The sequence below is a fragment of the Pseudophaeobacter sp. TrK17 genome, assembly GCF_042192375.1.
Taxonomy (GTDB): domain Bacteria; phylum Pseudomonadota; class Alphaproteobacteria; order Rhodobacterales; family Rhodobacteraceae; genus Pseudophaeobacter.
Window position 1 is genome coordinate 114372 of record NZ_CP071700.1, and the last position, 17290, is coordinate 131661.

The following is a 17290-nucleotide window of genomic DNA, read 5'->3' on the forward strand; positions in this document are numbered from 1 at the left end:
ATCATTCCATGTATTTGGGCGTGCTGATCTTCCAGCCGCGCCGCCGGGGCGATGCGATCCGCCCCGCCTGAGGTTCAGTCGGTTTCTCGGGCTCGGCACCCTGCGCTGGCACAGCCGTCTCCACACCGGCCTGCTTCTCCAACTGGCGCCACATCCGTTCATCAAAGCGGTCGGCGCCGAGGATCCACGCGGCGGCCCGCGCATAGACCCTTGTGTCCAGCGCCTCGTTCCTCTCGCGCATCTTTTGCCATTCCTGGCGGCCGTAACCGCGCCGGTCGCGGATGGTGACCAGCTGTTCGGCCACCAGCTGCTTGAGCCATTCGCTGTCCGTCCAGTCGGGCAGGTGGATGGTGCCCGCCGGGTTGGGCACGCCCAGCGCGCGATCCTCATCGGACGGTCGCTCAAGGCGCAGATAGCGATAGGTCTCCGCCTTGAAGGTGGCCGTCGCCACTGTCCAAAGCCGTGCTCCGCGCTTGAGCTTCCGCCCATTCACGGTCGCATCGACGAAGGTCGGGCCCGAAACAGGTGTCGCACGGTTGAAGCCTTCGAGCCCCTTCACGGGTGCCACCTGCGCAATACCCTGTGCCCGCGCCCAGGCGTAGACGGCGGAGGTTTCGTAGCCGGTATCGATCGCCAGCTTGGCGAGCGGCATCACGACGCCGTTCTCATGTTGCCATGTCTGGCCTAAGAGGGCGGTCAGCCTCTCCCAGCAGGCCGGGTCATCTGGCCCGCCCGGGATCACGATGTGATCGACGAGCCAGCTTTCCAGACCTCGGCCCCAAGCCCAGACATCGACCTCGATGCGGTCCTTCTGCACATCGGCCCCCGCGGTCAGGAACAGACCACCCATAGGGATCTGCGCCGCATAAGCCTCGCGCCGATCCGCCAGCCGACGCCATTCCGGCGCGTCGCCGCTTTCAACCCAGGTCTCGCCCAAGAGCGTGTTGCGCGCCGCGCGTAGCATTTCGTCCGAGCCCTGCGCTGCCAGCCAATCCCGTGCGATTTGCTCCCAGCTTTTCCAGCCTATCGGCGAATAGAGGGCCGAGAGGTGGAACCCGATGGCGTTGGGATCCGCGCTGGTCGCGGTGGCCCTCCATTCACCTCGCGCCAGCATGTCCGTCTTGTGGTGCTCGGCGATAGGGCGCTCGCAGCCCTCGCAGGCATAGGCCGCGGTTTCCGGTCGTCCCTTATCCCAGCGCAGGCGTTCGAATTGCAGCCATTGCATATGGTCGCAATGAGGACATGGCACGAAATAGCGCCGCTGATCGCTGGCCTCGAACTCTCGCTCAATGCGCGAGAGCCCCCGTATCGTGGGTGTCGAGACCATGAACACCTTACGCCTGTGCGCGAAGGTCGTGGTGCGCGCCTCGGCCAACGTGACCGGATCGCCTTCTTCGTCGGACGAGGCCGGATAGGCATCGACCTCATCCAGAAACACGTAGCGTGCGGGCATCGAGCGCAGGCCCGTCGCGCTGTTCGCACCGGTCAGCACCAGAATGCCGCCTGGGAATTCCTTTGACAGCATTGAGTTGCCCGCATCCCGCGAGCGCGCGGGCTGCACGCGTTCTTTTAGCGCTGGGCTGTCCTCGATCAGCGGATCGATCCGCCCACGCGAGGTGCGCTTTGCCATCTCCACGGTGGGCAGCACCGCCAGCATGGGGCCGGGCGCGTGATGGATCACGAAGCCGATCCAGTTGTTCCCTGCCTCGGTAGCCCCGACTTGGGCGGCCTTCATGAAGCTGATCCGCTGTGCTGGGTGGTTTGGCGACAGCGCATCCATAATGGCGCGCAGATATGGCGTTCGGGCTGTTCTGTATTGTCCGGGTTCAGCCGAGGCACGCGATGACAGCTTGCGATGCTTATCTGCCCATTCGGATACGGTCAGGTCAGGGTCGGGCCGCATCCCACGGCGCCATGCGCGCAGGATATCCTCTGCGCCATCAAAGGCGAGATCAAGGCCCTCGGTCAGATCAGATGTGTTCTCCTCATCATTCAAGCGAGACCCTGAGGTCGGCCAGGGCGTCGAGCTGCTCTCGGACATGGGTTTCCAACACCCTCTGCAAGATCGCAGTCTCGATCGTCACCGCCTTGCCGGATGCCTTCTCCATATCTGCGGACAATTGTGCGGCCATCAGCGCCGCCACGCGTGTGGGCCAGGTGACCCAAAGATCCCGCTCTTGGCGCGCAAGGCGAAACACCAAGGTCTCGGCGCGCGCGCGATCGACCAGCACGCCCTTTTTCTTCTGGATCGACAGCTGCCGTTCCTGAGCCTGATAGACGGTAAGTGCGGTGCGCGCCTTGATATAGGACGTGCTGTTGCCCGGGCCGGAGACTGCAGGCCCGTCACCTACTGCACTGAGGCCACCGCGAGAGCGCATCTGTTGATCCGGATCGGTCGCTGAACCGCGCCGCGCATCGGACGCCACTGCGTTGATGGACCCGTCTGCAAAAAGCACCAGCCGACCGGTCTTGCGCGCCTTCTGCACGGCCCCGCGTGAGATCCCGGCATGCTCGGCATAGGCGCGTTCAGACATACCTTCCATGGCGGCTAGATCGGCCTCAATATATTGAAAATAAATAGAAATATCTGCCTATTTGAGTTGATTACACTTCCGCTTAGAGCGATTCTCACATCAAGCAAATTGCCTGATTGGAGAAGCACAGATGACCCTTGCCACCCGCTACAACGCAGAAGCCAAACGCCTCATGCCGCACATGGCAGACGATCTCGTGGTTGACCCCGCGATCGACAACGCCGGCCTCATCGACGAGATCGTGTTCCACCGCAGCGAATACCTGGGCGGCATGGCGGCGGTCCTCCTCGCGCTGATTGCGCAGCAGAAATGAGGGCGATCCTATGAGCACCCGCGCACAGATCGCTATCCAGACCGGGCCCGAAGAATGGGCGCATGTATATGTCCATTACGATGGCTACCCCGCGCACATGCTTACCGCGCTAGCCGCGTGGACGCCCGAAGACATCCTTGCCGCAAGGGAAATCCGGCAGGTCAGCGCCGAGGCGCTGGATTGTTTCAACCCGCCTCGGCCGCCCCGGTTCCTCTCGCGGCCGACCTGTGAATTGTCCCATCTCTACCTCTGGCAGGACGGGCATTGGATCGATGCGACGGATTAAGCGCAGTGATCAGATAGCAATTATAGTGCTCTGATTTTGCTACGTTAATCGGCTCTTCAGAGCGATTGTGATTGCACCAAAACGATGCAACTCACCTGAAAGGCCCACGCCATGACCACACACCCCATCCCGCCCAGCCGCAATGAGGATTACGGCTTCTTTCGCACGCTGACCGTCTGCCCTCAGCGCGACCGCCGCAGCTCGGAGGTCTGGAGCCTTGCTTCTCGCCTGATCGCTGAAGCCATCCATGCCGACAGTGAGGACGAGATCATCGGCATCCGCGACTTTCTCGACAGTCGCATGGGCCGCCACTTCGCCGACGATGTCGTTGGCAACATGACCGGCTGTGGCATTGGGCTCGAAGCCGCCATCGCCTCCGCGATCCGCCGCTGGCAGGGCTGGCGCATCGATCGCAAGACCGAACGTGAGCACGGCATCCCTGCTGGGCTGTCTTACCTAACCGGTTGGGTGCAGCACTTCGCGGTCACTGCCGCGATGGATGATGCCCACTGACCTGCTTCACGACACTTTTTGAAAAGGAGCAAACGATGCCCAAACTCACCGATACACAAACCATTATACTCACGCGCGCCGCATCCCGCCCCGGCAACTTGGCCATGCCTCTGCCCGACGGGCTGGCTGGCGCTGCGGCCAAGATGACCGTCACCAAGATGATCGAGCGCGGCTGGCTTGAAGAGGTTAATGCCAATCTCCGTCGTCGCGAACCACTCTGGCGTGAGACCGGTGATGGTCATGGCACGACCTTGATCGCAACTGAGGCCGGACTTGATGCCATCGGCATTGATCCGGTTGTCGCGAGCACGGTCAGCAATATCCGCAAGGCTCGGCCAGCGGCCAAATCTAAGGAAGTGGCCGCTGGCGCAAGTGAAGGCCCCAAGCTGGTTTCTATCCGGCAAGGTACCAAGCAGGCCCTGTTGATCGAAATGCTGCAGCGCCCCGAAGGTGCCTCGATCACCGAGATCGTTGAGGCGACATCTTGGCAAGCACATACGGCGAGAGGCGCAATCTCTGGTGCGCTCAAGAAGAAGCTTGGCCTGCCAATCACTTCTGAGAAACACCCCGAGCGCGGCACTGTTTACAAATTGGACGCGGCCTGATTCCGCCAGTCATCGCCAGCGCTCGAACAGCCGGCGCAGCGCATAGCTGCGCAGAAGCGAGATCATCACGAACATCGCGCCGATCGCGAGGTTTTCGTTCAGGCTTACTTTCAACCCGAACCACGGAAACACCACGATCTGCGTCAGCACGGCCAGCGCATAGCCCACCGCGACATTGGTGATCGCCTCGATCAGCGATTGGCGTCGTGACTGCATCACGCTGCCAGGCGCTTGGACTTGAGGCTGGCGAAACTCTCCCCGCTGTCTGCCAGAACTGCCTCCTCGCCGGTGAAGGCTTGCCAGCGCTCGATAGCGACATCGACGTAAACCGGGTTCAGCTCTACCCCGTAGCAAATGCGCCCGGTGGTCTCAGCCGCGATCAGCGTGGTGCCCGATCCCATGAACGGTTCATAGACTGCTTGGCCGGGGCTGGAGTTGTTAAGGATCGGGCGGCGCATGCATTCGACCGGTTTTTGCGTGCCGTGTACGGTTTCGGCATCTTGGTCCTTGTTTGCGATTTGCCAGAGCGTTGTCTGCTTGCGATCGCCGGCCCAATGGCCCTTGCCCTTGGCCCGCACCGCATACCAGCAGGGCTCATGCTGCCAGTGATAGTCGCCGCGGCTGAGCACCAGCCTGTCCTTTGCCCAGATGATCTGGGAGCGGATGGCGAAGCCCGCGGCGATCAGGCTGTCGGCCACAGTCGCTGCGTGCAGCGCGCCATGCCAAATATAGGCCACATCACCGGGAAAGAGGGACCAGGCCTCGCGCCAATCAGCGCGGTCGTCGTTCAGGACCTTGCCTGTGCGTTTCGTCTTGGCCGCGCCCGCTTGGTTGCGCCAAGACGGGTCGTATTCCACGCCGTAGGGTGGGTCAGTCACCATCAGCAATGGTTTGACGCTGCCCAGTAGGCGCCCGACCACATCGGCGCTGGTGCTGTCACCGCAGATCAGCCGATGCGACCCTAGCTGCCAAAGGTCGCCTGCCACCGACACCGGGTTAACCGGCGGCTCCGGGATATCATCCTCGCCCTCAACGGCCCCATCGTCGCTCACCGTCTCTGGATCCTGCAGCAGGGCATCCAGATCCTCATCTGAGAAGCCCAGCAGATCGAGGTCGAAGTCTTCCGCCAAGAGCCCTGCGATCTCGTCACGCAGCATCGCCTCGTCCCATTCGGCGAGCTCGGTCAGCTTGTTGTCGGCGATCCGATAGGCGCGCCGTTCCGCTTCATCTAGATGGCCAAGCCTGATGACAGGGGCCTCGGTCAGGCCCAGCGCGCCGGCTGCCAGCACGCGCCCATGGCCGGCAATCAACTCGCCGTCGTCGGCCACCAGGCACGGGACGGTCCAGCCGAACTTCGCCATGCTGGCCGCAATCTTCGCAACCTGGGCCTCGCCATGGATCTTCGCGTTCTTGGCATAAGGGCGCAGCTTCTCGATCGGCCAGAGCTCGATCTGGCGCGGTGCAAAGACAAGATCCATGGGGCGGGACGCTCACTGGCTGCAGGCAAGGCATGCTGAAGCCAGCTCCAAATGCATGGGCGTGTCAGCGATCGCGGTGCCAGAAAAACAAAAGCGCCCACGAGGGTCTCCTCCGGGCGCAAATCTTCGATGTTTCTTCGATAGGTCAAGGGGGCTAGAAATGTCAATCCGTTTTCTGTTTTGAATCAAAGGCTTCTTAAGGGGACGGGTGGAATCCACGAAAGGTGGCTTCCTTGGATTCCTCGATGGAATCCACCTGCAAGGCCATCGAAGCGCGTAACCCTTTGATAATGAGTCAGGTTTTGGCGCATTGCCAGCGTGCTGGCTTCCAGGTGGATTCCCCGGTGAAAAGGCCAGACGCTAGGAAACTTGCGCGCTTAGCCCCCCCGTATACGCAAAGGCCCGGGGAGGAACCATGGGAGGGGGGTCAGGCCCCCTCGCCGTTAGCCTCGAGGTGATAGGGTGCGATCAGAGAGGCCGCTGGGATTTTCCAGCTGGTGTTGATCTTCTGGATCATGCGCAGTGTGAGCGGACGCTTGCGGTTCATAATCTCGGAGGCGCGTGGCTTGCCGCCCACCAGCTCTGCCAGATCACTCTGTTTCTTCTTTTTGATGTCCATGAAGACCTTGAGCGTCTCAATAGGATCGAGCGCTTCGATGGGGTATTCACGGTTCTCGTAGGCTTCGATGAGATCGGTCAGGATGTCGAAGCGATCAGCTTCCTCTGTTCCAGGCGCAGGCGGTGCATCGAAGTATTGTTCGATTTCCGCAAGTGCCCAATCCAGATCTTCATCGGTTCGAATGGCGCGGAGTTCCATTTGTTTCTTCCTGGTTTACTTAGATCTTGGTTACGTCAATCTTGTCATATTCTGCGTGGGTACCCACGAATTTGATCATCACACGGTAATACGGGCCGTACACAACACGGGCGACCAGCCGAAACTTGTTGCCGCCGATGTCGAACACGATCCTGCTGTCTCCAACGAAGTCCACCGACCCACCGAACATGTCCTTCACGTCCTGCGGGCGCTCCCATTGGGCCCGCTCGACCTCAGCGTACCAGAACAGCAGCGGGGCTTTCGCCGCCGCATGCTTGGTCCAGTACTCAACAAGTGTTCGTCTCGACAGGATCCGCATGCCACCTCATCGTGTTCCCTGTATGAGAACATCCCCTCATATGTTACCAAATTGGGAACTTGTCAAGTGTGTTTGGAGTGCAGGAGCTATGACGACATGACTGAAGGGGCATTGGGCATCATCAGTCATTGCTTTGCGGAAGAGACGACGCGATCTGGTGAGAACTATCTTGGCCTCATTCACAATCGGCCCTCAGCTGCCGTTCGATAGTCTCCCAGAAAACGTCCCCATGCCCATCGCGTTTTTGAGATCTTCTGTGCTACTCTGATCTCGTTTTATACGGACGCGGCAGCCGAGCATTTCGCTGTTTCGAATCTTGGAGTATGTGAAGGGGGTTTTGTGGAAGAGGACGAAACGGGAGCGCAGGGAGATACGACAGCGCTGGGTATGCCAATGGAACTCGGGCAGCCAGAAGTCGAACCAGTGGAGACGCCTGAAGTTTTTCTGGCTGGCGTATCGAAGGACCTTAAGGCTTCGGCTGATGTCGACGCCGACCTTGCCAGCATTCTTTCTGATCACCTGCTTACTGCCACTCCGCATGCTGATGCAGTGGCCAATGCGAAGGCCGCGATCGTCTTAATTGCGTCGAAGCGCGCGGCTCCAGACGAGGAGCAGAGCGATGCCTGATCCCACTTTCTTGCACTCGCTGACTCTGGAGGGCTTTCGTGCATATCTTCAGCCCAAGACCTTCGATTTAAGCAAAAAGCCCTGCTTGGCAATCTTCGCGCCGAACGGTCTGGGCAAGTCGAGCGTCATCGACGCGCTCGAATACCTATTCTCCGAACAGGGCACCCTCGAACGGCTCGGGCAGCGGGCTCGCGACAACCGGGCCGGACCGGCCGCGCTCATGCACCACGATGCGCAGGAATCTGGCATCGAGCCCAAGGTCAAGTTCACGACGATCACTGGCAAGACGAAGGCCGAGGGCAGTCGTGTCGCTGCAGGCAGTTCCCGCCCGATGCACCCGGCTGCGGCCGCGATGAAGGCTGGTTTCGTTGTGCCCCCAATCATTCGCGGCTACGCGCTGCGCAACTTTGTTGAGTCTCATAGTCCCGAAGATCGCTACAAAGACGTAGCCGACTGGCTCCAGCTTTCGCCGTTGGTAGATGTTCAGAGAAACCTTCGCCTCCTGCGCCGCGATGTGAAGGCCGCTGCCGAAAGCTCCGAGGAACAAGATCGCATTGCCAAGCTGTTGCGGACCGAAAGCGACCACGCCGTTCAGGCATGGGACGACGACGCCGTCCTTGCTTTCATCAACGGAAGCGTCACCGCACCACTCGATACTGAAGTGACGCTGACAGCGCTGGATTCCGAAGACGAGGGCTATCTCGAGGTCGTCAAACGTGTCGAGGCCGAGGAAAAGCGGTTAGGCCTCACTGGGCTGAAACAGATCCGTAATTCGGTTATAGCGCTATGGCGGAAGATCGTCCCTGAGGATGGCGACGAAGCGGAGCTTTCCGGCGCTATCGCTGCGTTCAATGAGGCGCTCATAATTTTAGCCGATGCCAGTTCAACAGAGGCCGACGAACGAGACAAAGCGGCCGACATCGTTTTCCGATCGGTGTGGAGAGAAGCCGAGAAGCTATTTGGCGACGACGCAACTGCGCCTGACGCATGCCCTGTATGCGCCACGGCGATCGGTGACACCGCTGCTGGGAGCGTGCCCGAGATCCGTGATCTATTAAAAAACCACCTCGAAGACCTGCAAAGCTACGATAGGGCAAAGACTGCACTCGACGCCGCTGAGACCGCCGCTGTTCAGGCGCACCAAAAACTCGTTGCGCGTCTTCCCGCCATGATCGAGCATCTGCCCGACGATGACGGCACCGGCTCTAAATCTGCGCTAATTGGCTATCAGGCCGACGTTGCCAAATGGCCAGCCTCCGATGCGCCAGAGTCAGCCACTATTGTCGCCGACCTGGAGTGCCGTCTGGCCGATCTCGACCAAGAGATTGCGGACATCGAGGCAAAACAGGGCGAGCACACTTGGGCCAATGCCAAGGCACGTATCGACCGTTTGTTCGAGCTTCAACAGGAGATGGCCCAGGCGATACGTACGACCAAGGAACTGTCGGCACTGCATGAGGCACTCATCGCGCAAGCCACGCTCGTTTCCGGCAAAATCCGCGACAAGGTTCAGTCGCTGCTCGACACACTTCAGGCGCCGATGAACGGCATCTATCAGGAGATCCAGGGCGGCAGCGCCAAGCCGATCCGACTGGAGCTGCCCCCCGAGGACGATAGCAACCAACAACGAATGCATTTGGTGATCGATTTCGCGAAGAACCGTCAAAGCGTTGCGCCGGGCGGCTATTTGAGCGACTCCCAAATTCACTCGGTTGCGCTCGCGCTTCGCCTCGCGGCAATCAAGCAATTCAACAGCGCTGCACCAATGATCGCATTGGACGATATCGTAACATCCTATGATGCCGATCATCGGCGCGCGATCGGTGCGATGCTCGCGAAGATGTTCACAGGCGGCCAGATCATACTTGTCACCCATGACGAGCGTTTCTTCAATCACCTGAAGGATCAGCTCTCAGAGAAAGATTGGCAGTTCACCCGCATCATTAGACTGGACCCGGCGTCCGGGCCGCAATTCGCCGATCACAGGGTTAGTGATGAGATGATCGCCGACCGCTGGGCCGACGGAAATTCCGCAGCAAACGAGATGCGTCAGGCCGAGGAGGAATGGCTTCTCAGCATTGCGCGTGGGTTTGGCGTCAATGTCCGGATACGACAGCTCGAAAAGGCCTACTCCTATGAGCGCTCGGAGCTGGCAGCGGCGATTGGCGGGTTCCTCAGCGACCTCAAACTAACTCCCCCTAATGTGCCGGGCGTCAATAACCGCTTTATCAACAGCCTCATTAAGGGCGAGATAGAGAATTTCGGCAGCCACTTTCAGGACGGGCCCTATGGAGACGGCTCGATCGGGGACGAACAAGCCAGATGGGACGAATTCAAGTATTTCCGCAAGCAGTTTGAATGCGTCTGCGGGCGCACGAAGTATAAGCGTCCGTTCGGCCTAAGCAAACCAGTGTGCGCACACCACAAGTGCGAAATGCAGTTCGCCTTCAGAGTGCCTGCTGAACATGTGGATGTCGCCTCCACAGGCGGTGCTGGCCCAATTGCAAAAGAATGAACCTTGGGATGGGCCGGCCCTTGCCGATTTCAGCAGGGGGGTCTCTGTGAAGATGATATTATGGTCGGCGGGATACTCTATTTGAATGGTTGGTGGCGGAGCCAAGGTCGATTCACCACTACCTCGGGATCCTTCACCAAACCGGTCGTTCGAAGAAACCGCCGCTAAGGTCAGCTTCCCGCCCGTATTGACAGTTTTCAATACAGCTCCCACGGCTTGGCCTTCGGCGTCATGCCTGCCACATCGACTTCTCTCAACATACCACCCGAAATGAGCCCATCGCGGACCCAAACCAGCGCCTGCCGCCACTCGCCATAGGCCTGCCTCGCCCCCTCAATCTGCCTGGCATCTGGCCGAAACATCACTGGACAGGCGCGCACCTCCACGGTCCGCCACTTCCCGCGCGACAGCACGCGCTCGGTGCCGACTACGACGGTCGTTGCATGATCCCCATGCCGGTTGCGTTTCATTTCCACAGGGACACAGCGCGGCACAGCCCCTGGCATCCAATCCGGTGTCAGCCCAGCGCGGGCGAGTTCGGCCACGCGAATAGCCATGCGCTTGCCGCCTAGGTTGTCGGGCATCCCAGCCACTGTGGCCGCTATCACTTCGGCATCTTCGTGGGTGTAGGTGCCCATCTTGTACTGGCCGCCGTCGATTTTGCAGCCCAGCGCTGCCCGCTGCATGAGCACGTATTCGAGGCCGAAGCCAAATCCTTGACCACGTTCTGTGTCTGGAGGCTCTGGTAGTTCTAGCTGCGCGTGCTCAGTGCGAAACGCCCATTCCAGCGCCTGCTGCACGGACATGACGCGCTTTGGTCGCCCATGACCGGTGCGTGGGGAGTAGGTGTGAAGATTGCGATCGTGTTTCATTGGATGCCCCGCACGCGAAGTTGGTCTTTTGTGACAAGGCCGCGGGCGAGCATCTGGTCGCGCATGCCGTTGCTGATTGCGCTGGGCGGAAGGTATTTTTCCGAGTGCACCCAGTCGGCGTAGAATGCAGGCAGATCGGTGATCGGCTGGCGTTCCGGTTGCGTTGGCTTCTGCGCCTTGCGCCGACCTCGGGATTTCTCATCCGCTTTGCGCTGGGCCGCGCGCTGCATGATGCGATCCAGGCCCTTGGGCCCATCTGGTGGTTCAGGATGTTCCTCGCGAGAGGTTTCCGCAGCCTCGAGGATATCCGTCTCAGTCAGCCCGAGGTCCGTTTGCCAGCGCCGAACATGCTCTCGGGGTGGCCAACCCTGCCACCAGCCAGGTAGTGGCCCGTCAGGGTCAAAGCCCAGCGCTGCCAGGAGCGATCCGAAAAACTCTTCATCGACGAGTTCGCGCGTTTGCGCGTCCTCCTCCTCCTTTACTGGTTTACTTACTGGTTCTCTTACAAGGTTACTGTCCGGATTTCGGACACGGGAATGGGCATTTTCCGGACACGGGTCGGGGTCAAAATCGGACACGGCTCCGTGTGCGGATTTCGGACACGGGTGCGGGTTATCCACAGAGTTATCCTCAGAAATAGCTGTGATTTCAGAACCCTTGGCTTCGTCTGCGTATGTCGCTTCGACGTCGTGTCCGGTTTCCGGACCCGGGTCCGCGCGATCTTGGGTAAAGCCCGGCTCGAAGGCCAAGATGTAGCGGGTCGGCATTTGTCGCTTGGTGCCTGGGTTTAGCCGCTGTACGCGGCGGATCAGCCCAGCGCTCTCGAGGAGCGTGAGGTGGTCATTGAGCGTTGATCGGCTGATCTCGCAGTCATGGGCCAGCTGCTCCTGGGACGGGAAGCAGCCGAAGTCCGGGTTGAACCTGTCGCAGAGATGCCAAAGCACAATCTTGGTGGTGGGCTTTAGCCCGCGCTGCTGAATGGCCCAGTTGGTGGCGGCATGGCTCATGGCGCGGCCCTCCCATTTGGAGAGGCCACACGCGTTGTGAACCCGTGGTCTGCCAGTGCGCCCAGCGCGTCATCAAGCGATCGCACAAGCGCCCAGCCAAAGCCCTGGGCCAGCACCGTGTCGCGGAATGCCTCCTGCGCTGGGCTAAGCCGACCTTTGACGGACTTCAGCTCGAGGAACAGCACGCGACCGTCGCACAGAATGATCAAGTCGGCAAAGCCGGGATGGACGCCCATGCCGATAAGTATCGCCTGCCGCTTGGCCCCACGCGGGCCTGCCTCAGTCACCTCATTTGCACAGTGATGGATGATGGCGCCCTTGGGGAGCGCAAAGCGCAACGCGGTCACGACCGCGCGCTGCAGATCAGCTTCTGGAGTTCCGCGTCGCTTCATGAGCGGCCCTCCCGAGCTGGTGCAGGCAGCCGCCCAGGCGTTTTGGCATCGAGGACGACAAGCAGGATGCGTGCATCCTCGCGCTCCTCTGGGGTTTCGCCATGCTGGACCAACACATTGCAGGCGAGGCGAACGAGATAGTCGGAATGGTGAACCATATCGGCGATCACCATGCGCGCTTCGCGCCGACGCTCCTCAATCCACTCCTGACGGACACGGTCCCGGGCGCTGGGCTTGCGAAAGGGAAGGGGGAGGCTCATCGGCGTGACCCCGCACGACGCGGTGCAGGGGCTTCCTGCAGCATCAGCCATTCCTGTACCGCATCACGGCGGTAATAGATCTTGCGACCGGCGCGCACGCAGGGTGGGCCGAAGCGGATCTTCTCCCAGCGGTGCAGGGTTTCAACGGTGACCCCAAGTTCAAGGGCGAGGTCGAGGCGGCTGATCCAGCCGCTCATCAGGCGCTGAGGGCTACTGGATCGGGGGGCAGTTCCAAGGTCTGGCATCTGGGTTCTCCTGAGTTTGGCCCGACGCGGGCAGGATTCAGGGCTTCAGAAGCGCAGAGCGGAAAGGGTGGCGGGAAGGCGGAGACCGGCGGTGATGCGCCAAATGGCTGCCGGTCATTGATTTCATTGAGGTTTTACGGTTTTGGCGCCGGTCGAGTTAGTGACACAGGACGGCGCAGAACCCTCGCAAATTGACCGATACAGAGTCGCAGCGGTCCAAAATCGGCCAATTTACAAGATTTCGCCGTGTTTCAGCGGGTTTCTCGTGCGTTCAAAAGTATTCGCCCAACCGGCAAGGGGTCCGAACCCTTGCCGGTCATTGATTTTAAACGGAATTTACAAAATCAGGGCTTGGTCTGGGAACGAAATGGCCTGTGGGGCGTACTTTGGGGCGCGAAACATACTCCGCTGGCCGATAGGTTCGCCCAGCACAATGAGCGCTCGTTGGTATTTTCTCCCATGTTTTCAATGACCGGCAGAGTTTTGGCGCATCACCGCCGGTCACCGCCTATGTGCCGCCCAAAGTCCCATGCTTCGCTTGATAAGCCTGCGCATCTACGCCTGTGTCATGCGCATCAAGGAGGTGTGAATATGGTCAACCGATTGCGTTTAAATGATAAAACCGTGCGCGAGCAGATCCCGGAAGAGGATCGGGCGTATCAGGTCTTCGATACCGAGATACGGGGTCTTTCCATCCGTGTGATGCCCTCAGGCGAGCGCTCCTTCGTGATGGATTACCGTTTTGCCGGACGGCAGCGCCGCATGGCGATTGGGCGCTGGCCGGAGTGGAGCGTTACGGCTGCTCGGGAACGCGCCCGGGAACTGCGCCGCCTGATCGACGAGGGCACAGATCCAATGGAGGAACGCGACACGCTGCGCGAGGCCCCTCGCTTCAACGACATGATCGAGCGGTATTTGATCGAGCATGCCTCGACTCTGACGCCCCTAAGCGCGGGTGATCATAAATCCTTCCTGACCAAACTGGTCGCACCGCACTGGGGCAACAAGCTGGTCACGGAGATCACGCCACATGATGTGACAAAGCTCTTAAACCTCATTGCAGAGGGCAGGGCGCGGCCATCGAAGGCGAAGCCCAACAATCGTGCGCGCAAGCTGCAGGGGCGCAAGCCCACGCCGGTGCGCGCCAATCGCGTGGGAGAAGTGCTGCGCAAGATGTTCAATCTCGCCATCCAGTGGGGCTGGCGCACGGACAATCCGGCTGCTGGCTTCAAGAAACGCGTCGAGACGGCGCGCGAGCGCTTCCTCTCCCATGAAGAAATCGGCCGGCTGGCCGAAGTGCTGGATGCGGCCGAGGATCAACGCGCCGCGGGCATCATCCGCATGTGCATGCTGACAGGCGCCCGCGTGGGGGAGGTGCGACAGGCGCAGTTTGAGCAATTCAATCTGGAGCTGGGGATTTGGTCGAAGCCCGCAGCGACCACGAAGCAGCGCAAGATCCACCGAGTGCCGATCTCAGCTGACGTCGCGGCGATCGTGCGCCAGCGGGCGCTTGTGGTACCCAAGGGCAACCCGTGGCTTTTCCCCGGTGATGTTCCGGGCCAGCCCGTCAAGGAAATCCGCCGGTTTTGGGTGAAGGTGCAGCGCGAGGCGGACCTACCGGATGTGCGCATCCATGACCTGCGCCATACATTTGCCTCGCTCTTGGTCAGCGGGGGCGCTTCGCTGGAAATGATCGGCAAGCTTCTTGGCCACAGCCAAATGCAGACGACCCTACGCTATGCGCATTTGATGGACTCGCCGCTGCGCGCCGGGGTTGATGCCGTGGCCGGCATGTTCCGGCCACGCCCGAAGATTGTGCATGACGCGGATGCCGAGAAAGAGGCCAAGCGGGCCTAAAAGCTGGGGCCTGCTTACTTCTCGCCGCGCATGGCGCGCCAGAAGGGGCGCAAACGACGGCGGATGGTGCTCTCGTCGGGGATCTCCCCGTTCTCGGCCACATCGGCGAACCAGTCCTGAAGATAACCGATCAGTTCGGCCTGGGTCTCTGGAATGCCATGTTCGTGGACGCGCTTCAGCAGCGCCACATACATGCCTTCCCAGTCGTAGGGCGAGAGCGCGCCCGTGCCGCCGCCAATGCGGCGCAGCAGGTCATATTCGTCTTCGAACCGAAGCACGTCCTGACCGGTGATCAAAAGGTCCGCGATGGACACCTCAACCCCATCTGCGGGCTCGGTCACATAGCACCAATCTTCGGAATGCTCGGGCTTGATCCGCTGTAGCTTAATGACCGTGGGGCCGGTTCCGCTGCGGCGAAAGAGGGGCAGCATGTCCATCGGCGAGATCGTGATTTTGCCGGAGACCTTTTCGTCGCCGCAGATCGCGAGAGAAACCCCTGTGACGATGTCCAGCTTGCCTTCTGTGGCCCAGCCGCCAATGTCGGCGATGGTGCAGCCCCATCGGGACGCGGTTTCGTGCAGGGTGAAGAATGCTCTTTGAGGTAGTGCCATGTGGGCTCCAGTTCTGATGTCGAGGTAAGACAGCGGGCGGCCTGGCAAGTTGCTGACGCCGCCCAAGTGGCAGCGAGGCAGAAACTCCGGGCTGCAGGCCGCATGAAGCTGCACCCCCGCACTCACGCTCATGCGGCGACTGCCAAATTCTCCAATCGATCGGCATCCTTAGGACGAATCGTCCTCTCTCGGGTTATAACCCAGGCACTACGTCAAGAACTGTCGGGGATAAGCGCCATGTCGTTCCAAAAGGCACAAGACCTGTTGAAGCTTGCAGGCATGTCGGCCAGCCGGCACGGTGGGATCACTGTGAAGGAGGTCGCCGAAGCGTTCAGCGTGAACGAGCGGACCGCCCAGCGCATGATTGCTGCCCTGAAAGATGTCTTCCCAAGTATCTCCCACCAGACGGACAACGAGCGGCGCCGACGCTGGAAGTTGCGCGACACCAGCATGCTTGGCATGCAAGGGCTTTACCGCCGGGAACTCGTCGCGCTCGAGGCCAGCATCACGCGGGCTGAGCGGGAGGGCGCGCATATGGAAGTGGAGGCGCTTCGGTCGCTGCGAGATCGCTTGGTGGCAACCTTGCCATCAGCGCAGGCCCGAAGCATGGAGGTGGATGCTGAGGCGATCCTCGAGGCCAAAGGCTATGCCTGCCGCCCAGGCCCTAAGGTCAAAACCTCTCCGGCTGTACTGAACATCGTTTCGGCTGCCCTCAGAGGGCCCTTCCGGCTCATCATCCGATACCAGGGTGCGCAGGATGCCAAACCGCGCAAGCGCGTGATCGAGCCCTATGGGATTCTGCTCGGCACGCGGCATTACTTGATTGCCCGTGATACCGCCAAAGATGCCAACCTGCGCCGCTTCCGCATAGATCGCATCGAAAAGGCCGAGATCACCAACGACTGGTTCGAAAAAGACAGGGACTTCGATCTTGAGGCCTATGCGGCGCGGTCATTCGGGTCGTTTCACTCAGACGACGAGTTCAACCGGGTCGTGTGGCGGTTCAGCCCGGCCGCTGCGCCGACGGCCCGGGAGTTTGAGTTTCATCCCAAGCAGCAAATGACCGACTTGGAGGATGGCGGGCTACTGGTCAGCTTCGAGGCCAGTGGGCTGGTCGAAATGGCCTGGCATCTGGCTAAATGGGGCATGGAGGTCGAGGTCGTTGAGCCGGCAGCGTTGCGGGAGATGGCAGAAGCATACCGGAATGCGTCCATTCGCGTGCTGCCATGACGCGAGGTTCTACAGATCGAACGAAGGGCTTGTGTGAGCATCAATGGGTGGTAAGCGGCCTGACGCCGGCGCGGCTGAGGACTGCGGCATTAAGCTGGAAGCGGACACTCGGCTTCTCACCGAGAACAGAACATCCTCCTAAGCTGCCAATATTGCCATCTGCACATCGAACAGTCGCTGCCCCTCGTTGACCAGCGAAAACCCCCGCGCGCCAAGGGACCAGCGGATGGCGACACCCTGCACCAGTGACGTCAGAAGGATTGCTATATCCTCCGGGCTGACATCACTACGCAAATCGCCTGATGCCTGCATATCACGAAGCACGACGACGAGCCGGCCCTGAAACGCGCCTAGAACTCCCCGGAACACGTCGCGCAGGCTATGATTGTCCACCTGCAATTCACGCGAGAACAGGATCGATGGCAGGGCTGGCGTCTCGGAGATCGCTTTAAGTTGCGCCTCGATCAGCGCTCCGAGGCGCGCCTGCGGCCCGCTGGCCCCGGCCTCCGCTGAGGCCCAATCACGCTGCAACCGGTCCGCGATGTCCTCGGCCACCGCCAACCAGAGCGCGCCTTTGGTTGGGAAGTGCCGGAAGATCGCAGGCTGGCTTATGCCAACCGCGCGGGCGACATCCATCGTGCTGAGCCGGTCTGGTCCGATCTCATCTGCCAGCCGCAGCACCTCGGCCACGATTTGTGCTTTTCGGTCTCCCGCACTTTGACGAGCCGACATGCGTCACCCCTTGTGAGTTATTACTAACTAACATATAGCGTTGATAACCGCAATCTCTATCACGAGTCGCGCACCCA

At 60.5% G+C, this 17290-nt stretch carries 21 protein-coding genes; 8 read left to right on the forward strand and 13 right to left on the reverse strand.

The genetic code is table 11. The features are described from left to right. Position 1: 1 nt before the first annotated feature. A complete protein-coding gene (locus JZI28_RS00545; RefSeq protein WP_375698880.1) occupies positions 2–2041 on the reverse strand; it encodes a phage terminase large subunit family protein in 2040 nt (679 codons plus the stop codon). Beyond that, positions 1989–2543 (reverse strand): hypothetical protein, encoded by a 555-nt coding sequence (locus tag JZI28_RS00550; protein ID WP_375698881.1) that lies wholly within the window; start codon positions 2541–2543, stop codon positions 1989–1991. Before JZI28_RS00550 ends, JZI28_RS00545 begins: the two co-directional genes overlap by 53 nt. Positions 2544–2664: 121 nt before the next feature. Here JZI28_RS00550 and JZI28_RS00555 point away from each other — a divergent pair, with 121 nt between their 5' ends. From JZI28_RS00555 to JZI28_RS00570, 4 genes are all read left to right on the forward strand, one after another. Beyond that, positions 2665–2847 carry a hypothetical protein gene (locus tag JZI28_RS00555; protein WP_375698882.1) on the forward strand — a complete coding sequence of 61 codons (183 nt, stop codon included), beginning with the start codon at positions 2665–2667 and terminating at the stop codon, positions 2845–2847. 10 nt (positions 2848–2857) lie between these two features. Then, positions 2858–3133: a hypothetical protein gene (locus JZI28_RS00560; RefSeq protein WP_375698883.1), complete on the forward strand. Its 276-nt coding sequence runs from the start codon at positions 2858–2860 to the stop codon at positions 3131–3133. Positions 3134–3244: 111 nt separating this feature from the next. Then, positions 3245–3646: a hypothetical protein gene (locus JZI28_RS00565; RefSeq protein WP_375698884.1), complete on the forward strand. Its 402-nt coding sequence runs from the start codon at positions 3245–3247 to the stop codon at positions 3644–3646. 35 nt (positions 3647–3681) lie between these two features. Next, on the forward strand, positions 3682–4251 hold the full coding sequence (locus JZI28_RS00570; protein WP_375698885.1) for a DUF3489 domain-containing protein: 570 nt from the start codon (positions 3682–3684) through the stop codon (positions 4249–4251). A gap of 9 nt (positions 4252–4260) precedes the next feature. On the opposite strand, the gene JZI28_RS00575 is transcribed toward JZI28_RS00570, so the two are convergent. From JZI28_RS00575 to JZI28_RS00590, 4 genes are all read right to left on the reverse strand, one after another. Then, a complete protein-coding gene (locus JZI28_RS00575) occupies positions 4261–4467 on the reverse strand; it encodes a hypothetical protein (protein WP_375698886.1) in 207 nt (68 codons plus the stop codon). Then, the gene (locus JZI28_RS00580; RefSeq protein ID WP_375698887.1) at positions 4467–5729 is read right to left on the reverse strand and encodes a site-specific DNA-methyltransferase; all 1263 of its coding nucleotides are present in this window, start codon (positions 5727–5729) and stop codon (positions 4467–4469) included. The genes JZI28_RS00575 and JZI28_RS00580 overlap by 1 nt, the downstream gene beginning before the upstream one ends. A 427-nt stretch (positions 5730–6156) precedes the next feature. Continuing rightward, the gene (locus JZI28_RS00585) at positions 6157–6546 is read right to left on the reverse strand and encodes a type II toxin-antitoxin system HigA family antitoxin (protein ID WP_110280934.1); all 390 of its coding nucleotides are present in this window, start codon (positions 6544–6546) and stop codon (positions 6157–6159) included. Between the two features lie 19 nt (positions 6547–6565). Beyond that, a complete protein-coding gene (locus JZI28_RS00590) occupies positions 6566–6865 on the reverse strand; it encodes a type II toxin-antitoxin system HigB family toxin (RefSeq protein WP_375698888.1) in 300 nt (99 codons plus the stop codon). 339 nt (positions 6866–7204) lie between these two features. Here JZI28_RS00590 and JZI28_RS00595 point away from each other — a divergent pair, with 339 nt between their 5' ends. Further along, a complete protein-coding gene (locus JZI28_RS00595; protein ID WP_375698889.1) occupies positions 7205–7492 on the forward strand; it encodes a hypothetical protein in 288 nt (95 codons plus the stop codon). Beyond that, on the forward strand, positions 7485–10007 hold the full coding sequence (locus tag JZI28_RS00600) for an AAA family ATPase (protein WP_375698890.1): 2523 nt from the start codon (positions 7485–7487) through the stop codon (positions 10005–10007). Before JZI28_RS00595 ends, JZI28_RS00600 begins: the two co-directional genes overlap by 8 nt. Before the next feature lie 197 nt (positions 10008–10204). Here the strand turns inward: JZI28_RS00600 and JZI28_RS00605 are convergent, their stop codons facing one another. From JZI28_RS00605 to JZI28_RS00625, 5 genes are read right to left on the reverse strand one after another with little or no spacing between them, the layout of a single operon-like run. After that, positions 10205–10879 (reverse strand): hypothetical protein, encoded by a 675-nt coding sequence (locus tag JZI28_RS00605; RefSeq protein WP_375698892.1) that lies wholly within the window; start codon positions 10877–10879, stop codon positions 10205–10207. Then, complete coding sequence (locus JZI28_RS00610) at positions 10876–11886, reverse strand: helix-turn-helix domain-containing protein (protein ID WP_375698893.1); 1011 nt, start codon at positions 11884–11886, stop codon at positions 10876–10878. Before JZI28_RS00610 ends, JZI28_RS00605 begins: the two co-directional genes overlap by 4 nt. Further along, a complete protein-coding gene (locus tag JZI28_RS00615) occupies positions 11883–12278 on the reverse strand; it encodes a VRR-NUC domain-containing protein (protein ID WP_375698894.1) in 396 nt (131 codons plus the stop codon). The genes JZI28_RS00610 and JZI28_RS00615 overlap by 4 nt, the downstream gene beginning before the upstream one ends. Further along, entirely contained in the window at positions 12275–12538 is a 264-nt protein-coding gene (locus JZI28_RS00620; RefSeq protein ID WP_375698895.1) for a hypothetical protein, read from the reverse strand. Before JZI28_RS00620 ends, JZI28_RS00615 begins: the two co-directional genes overlap by 4 nt. Continuing rightward, a complete protein-coding gene (locus JZI28_RS00625; RefSeq protein WP_048599799.1) occupies positions 12535–12783 on the reverse strand; it encodes a DNA-binding protein in 249 nt (82 codons plus the stop codon). The genes JZI28_RS00620 and JZI28_RS00625 overlap by 4 nt, the downstream gene beginning before the upstream one ends. A gap of 591 nt (positions 12784–13374) precedes the next feature. Here JZI28_RS00625 and JZI28_RS00630 point away from each other — a divergent pair. Further along, the gene (locus tag JZI28_RS00630; RefSeq protein ID WP_375698896.1) at positions 13375–14640 is read left to right on the forward strand and encodes a tyrosine-type recombinase/integrase; all 1266 of its coding nucleotides are present in this window, start codon (positions 13375–13377) and stop codon (positions 14638–14640) included. Between the two features lie 14 nt (positions 14641–14654). Here JZI28_RS00630 and JZI28_RS00635 read toward each other — a convergent pair whose 3' ends face one another. Beyond that, positions 14655–15251, reverse strand: a complete 597-nt coding sequence (locus JZI28_RS00635; RefSeq protein WP_375698897.1) for a hypothetical protein — start codon at positions 15249–15251, stop codon at positions 14655–14657. A gap of 237 nt (positions 15252–15488) precedes the next feature. Here JZI28_RS00635 and JZI28_RS00640 point away from each other — a divergent pair, with 237 nt between their 5' ends. Continuing rightward, positions 15489–16481, forward strand: a complete 993-nt coding sequence (locus JZI28_RS00640) for a helix-turn-helix transcriptional regulator (RefSeq protein WP_375698898.1) — start codon at positions 15489–15491, stop codon at positions 16479–16481. A 138-nt stretch (positions 16482–16619) separates the two neighbouring features. Here JZI28_RS00640 and JZI28_RS00645 read toward each other — a convergent pair whose 3' ends face one another. After that, entirely contained in the window at positions 16620–17213 is a 594-nt protein-coding gene (locus JZI28_RS00645; protein WP_173486853.1) for a TetR/AcrR family transcriptional regulator, read from the reverse strand. Between the last annotated feature and the right edge of the window lie 77 nt (positions 17214–17290).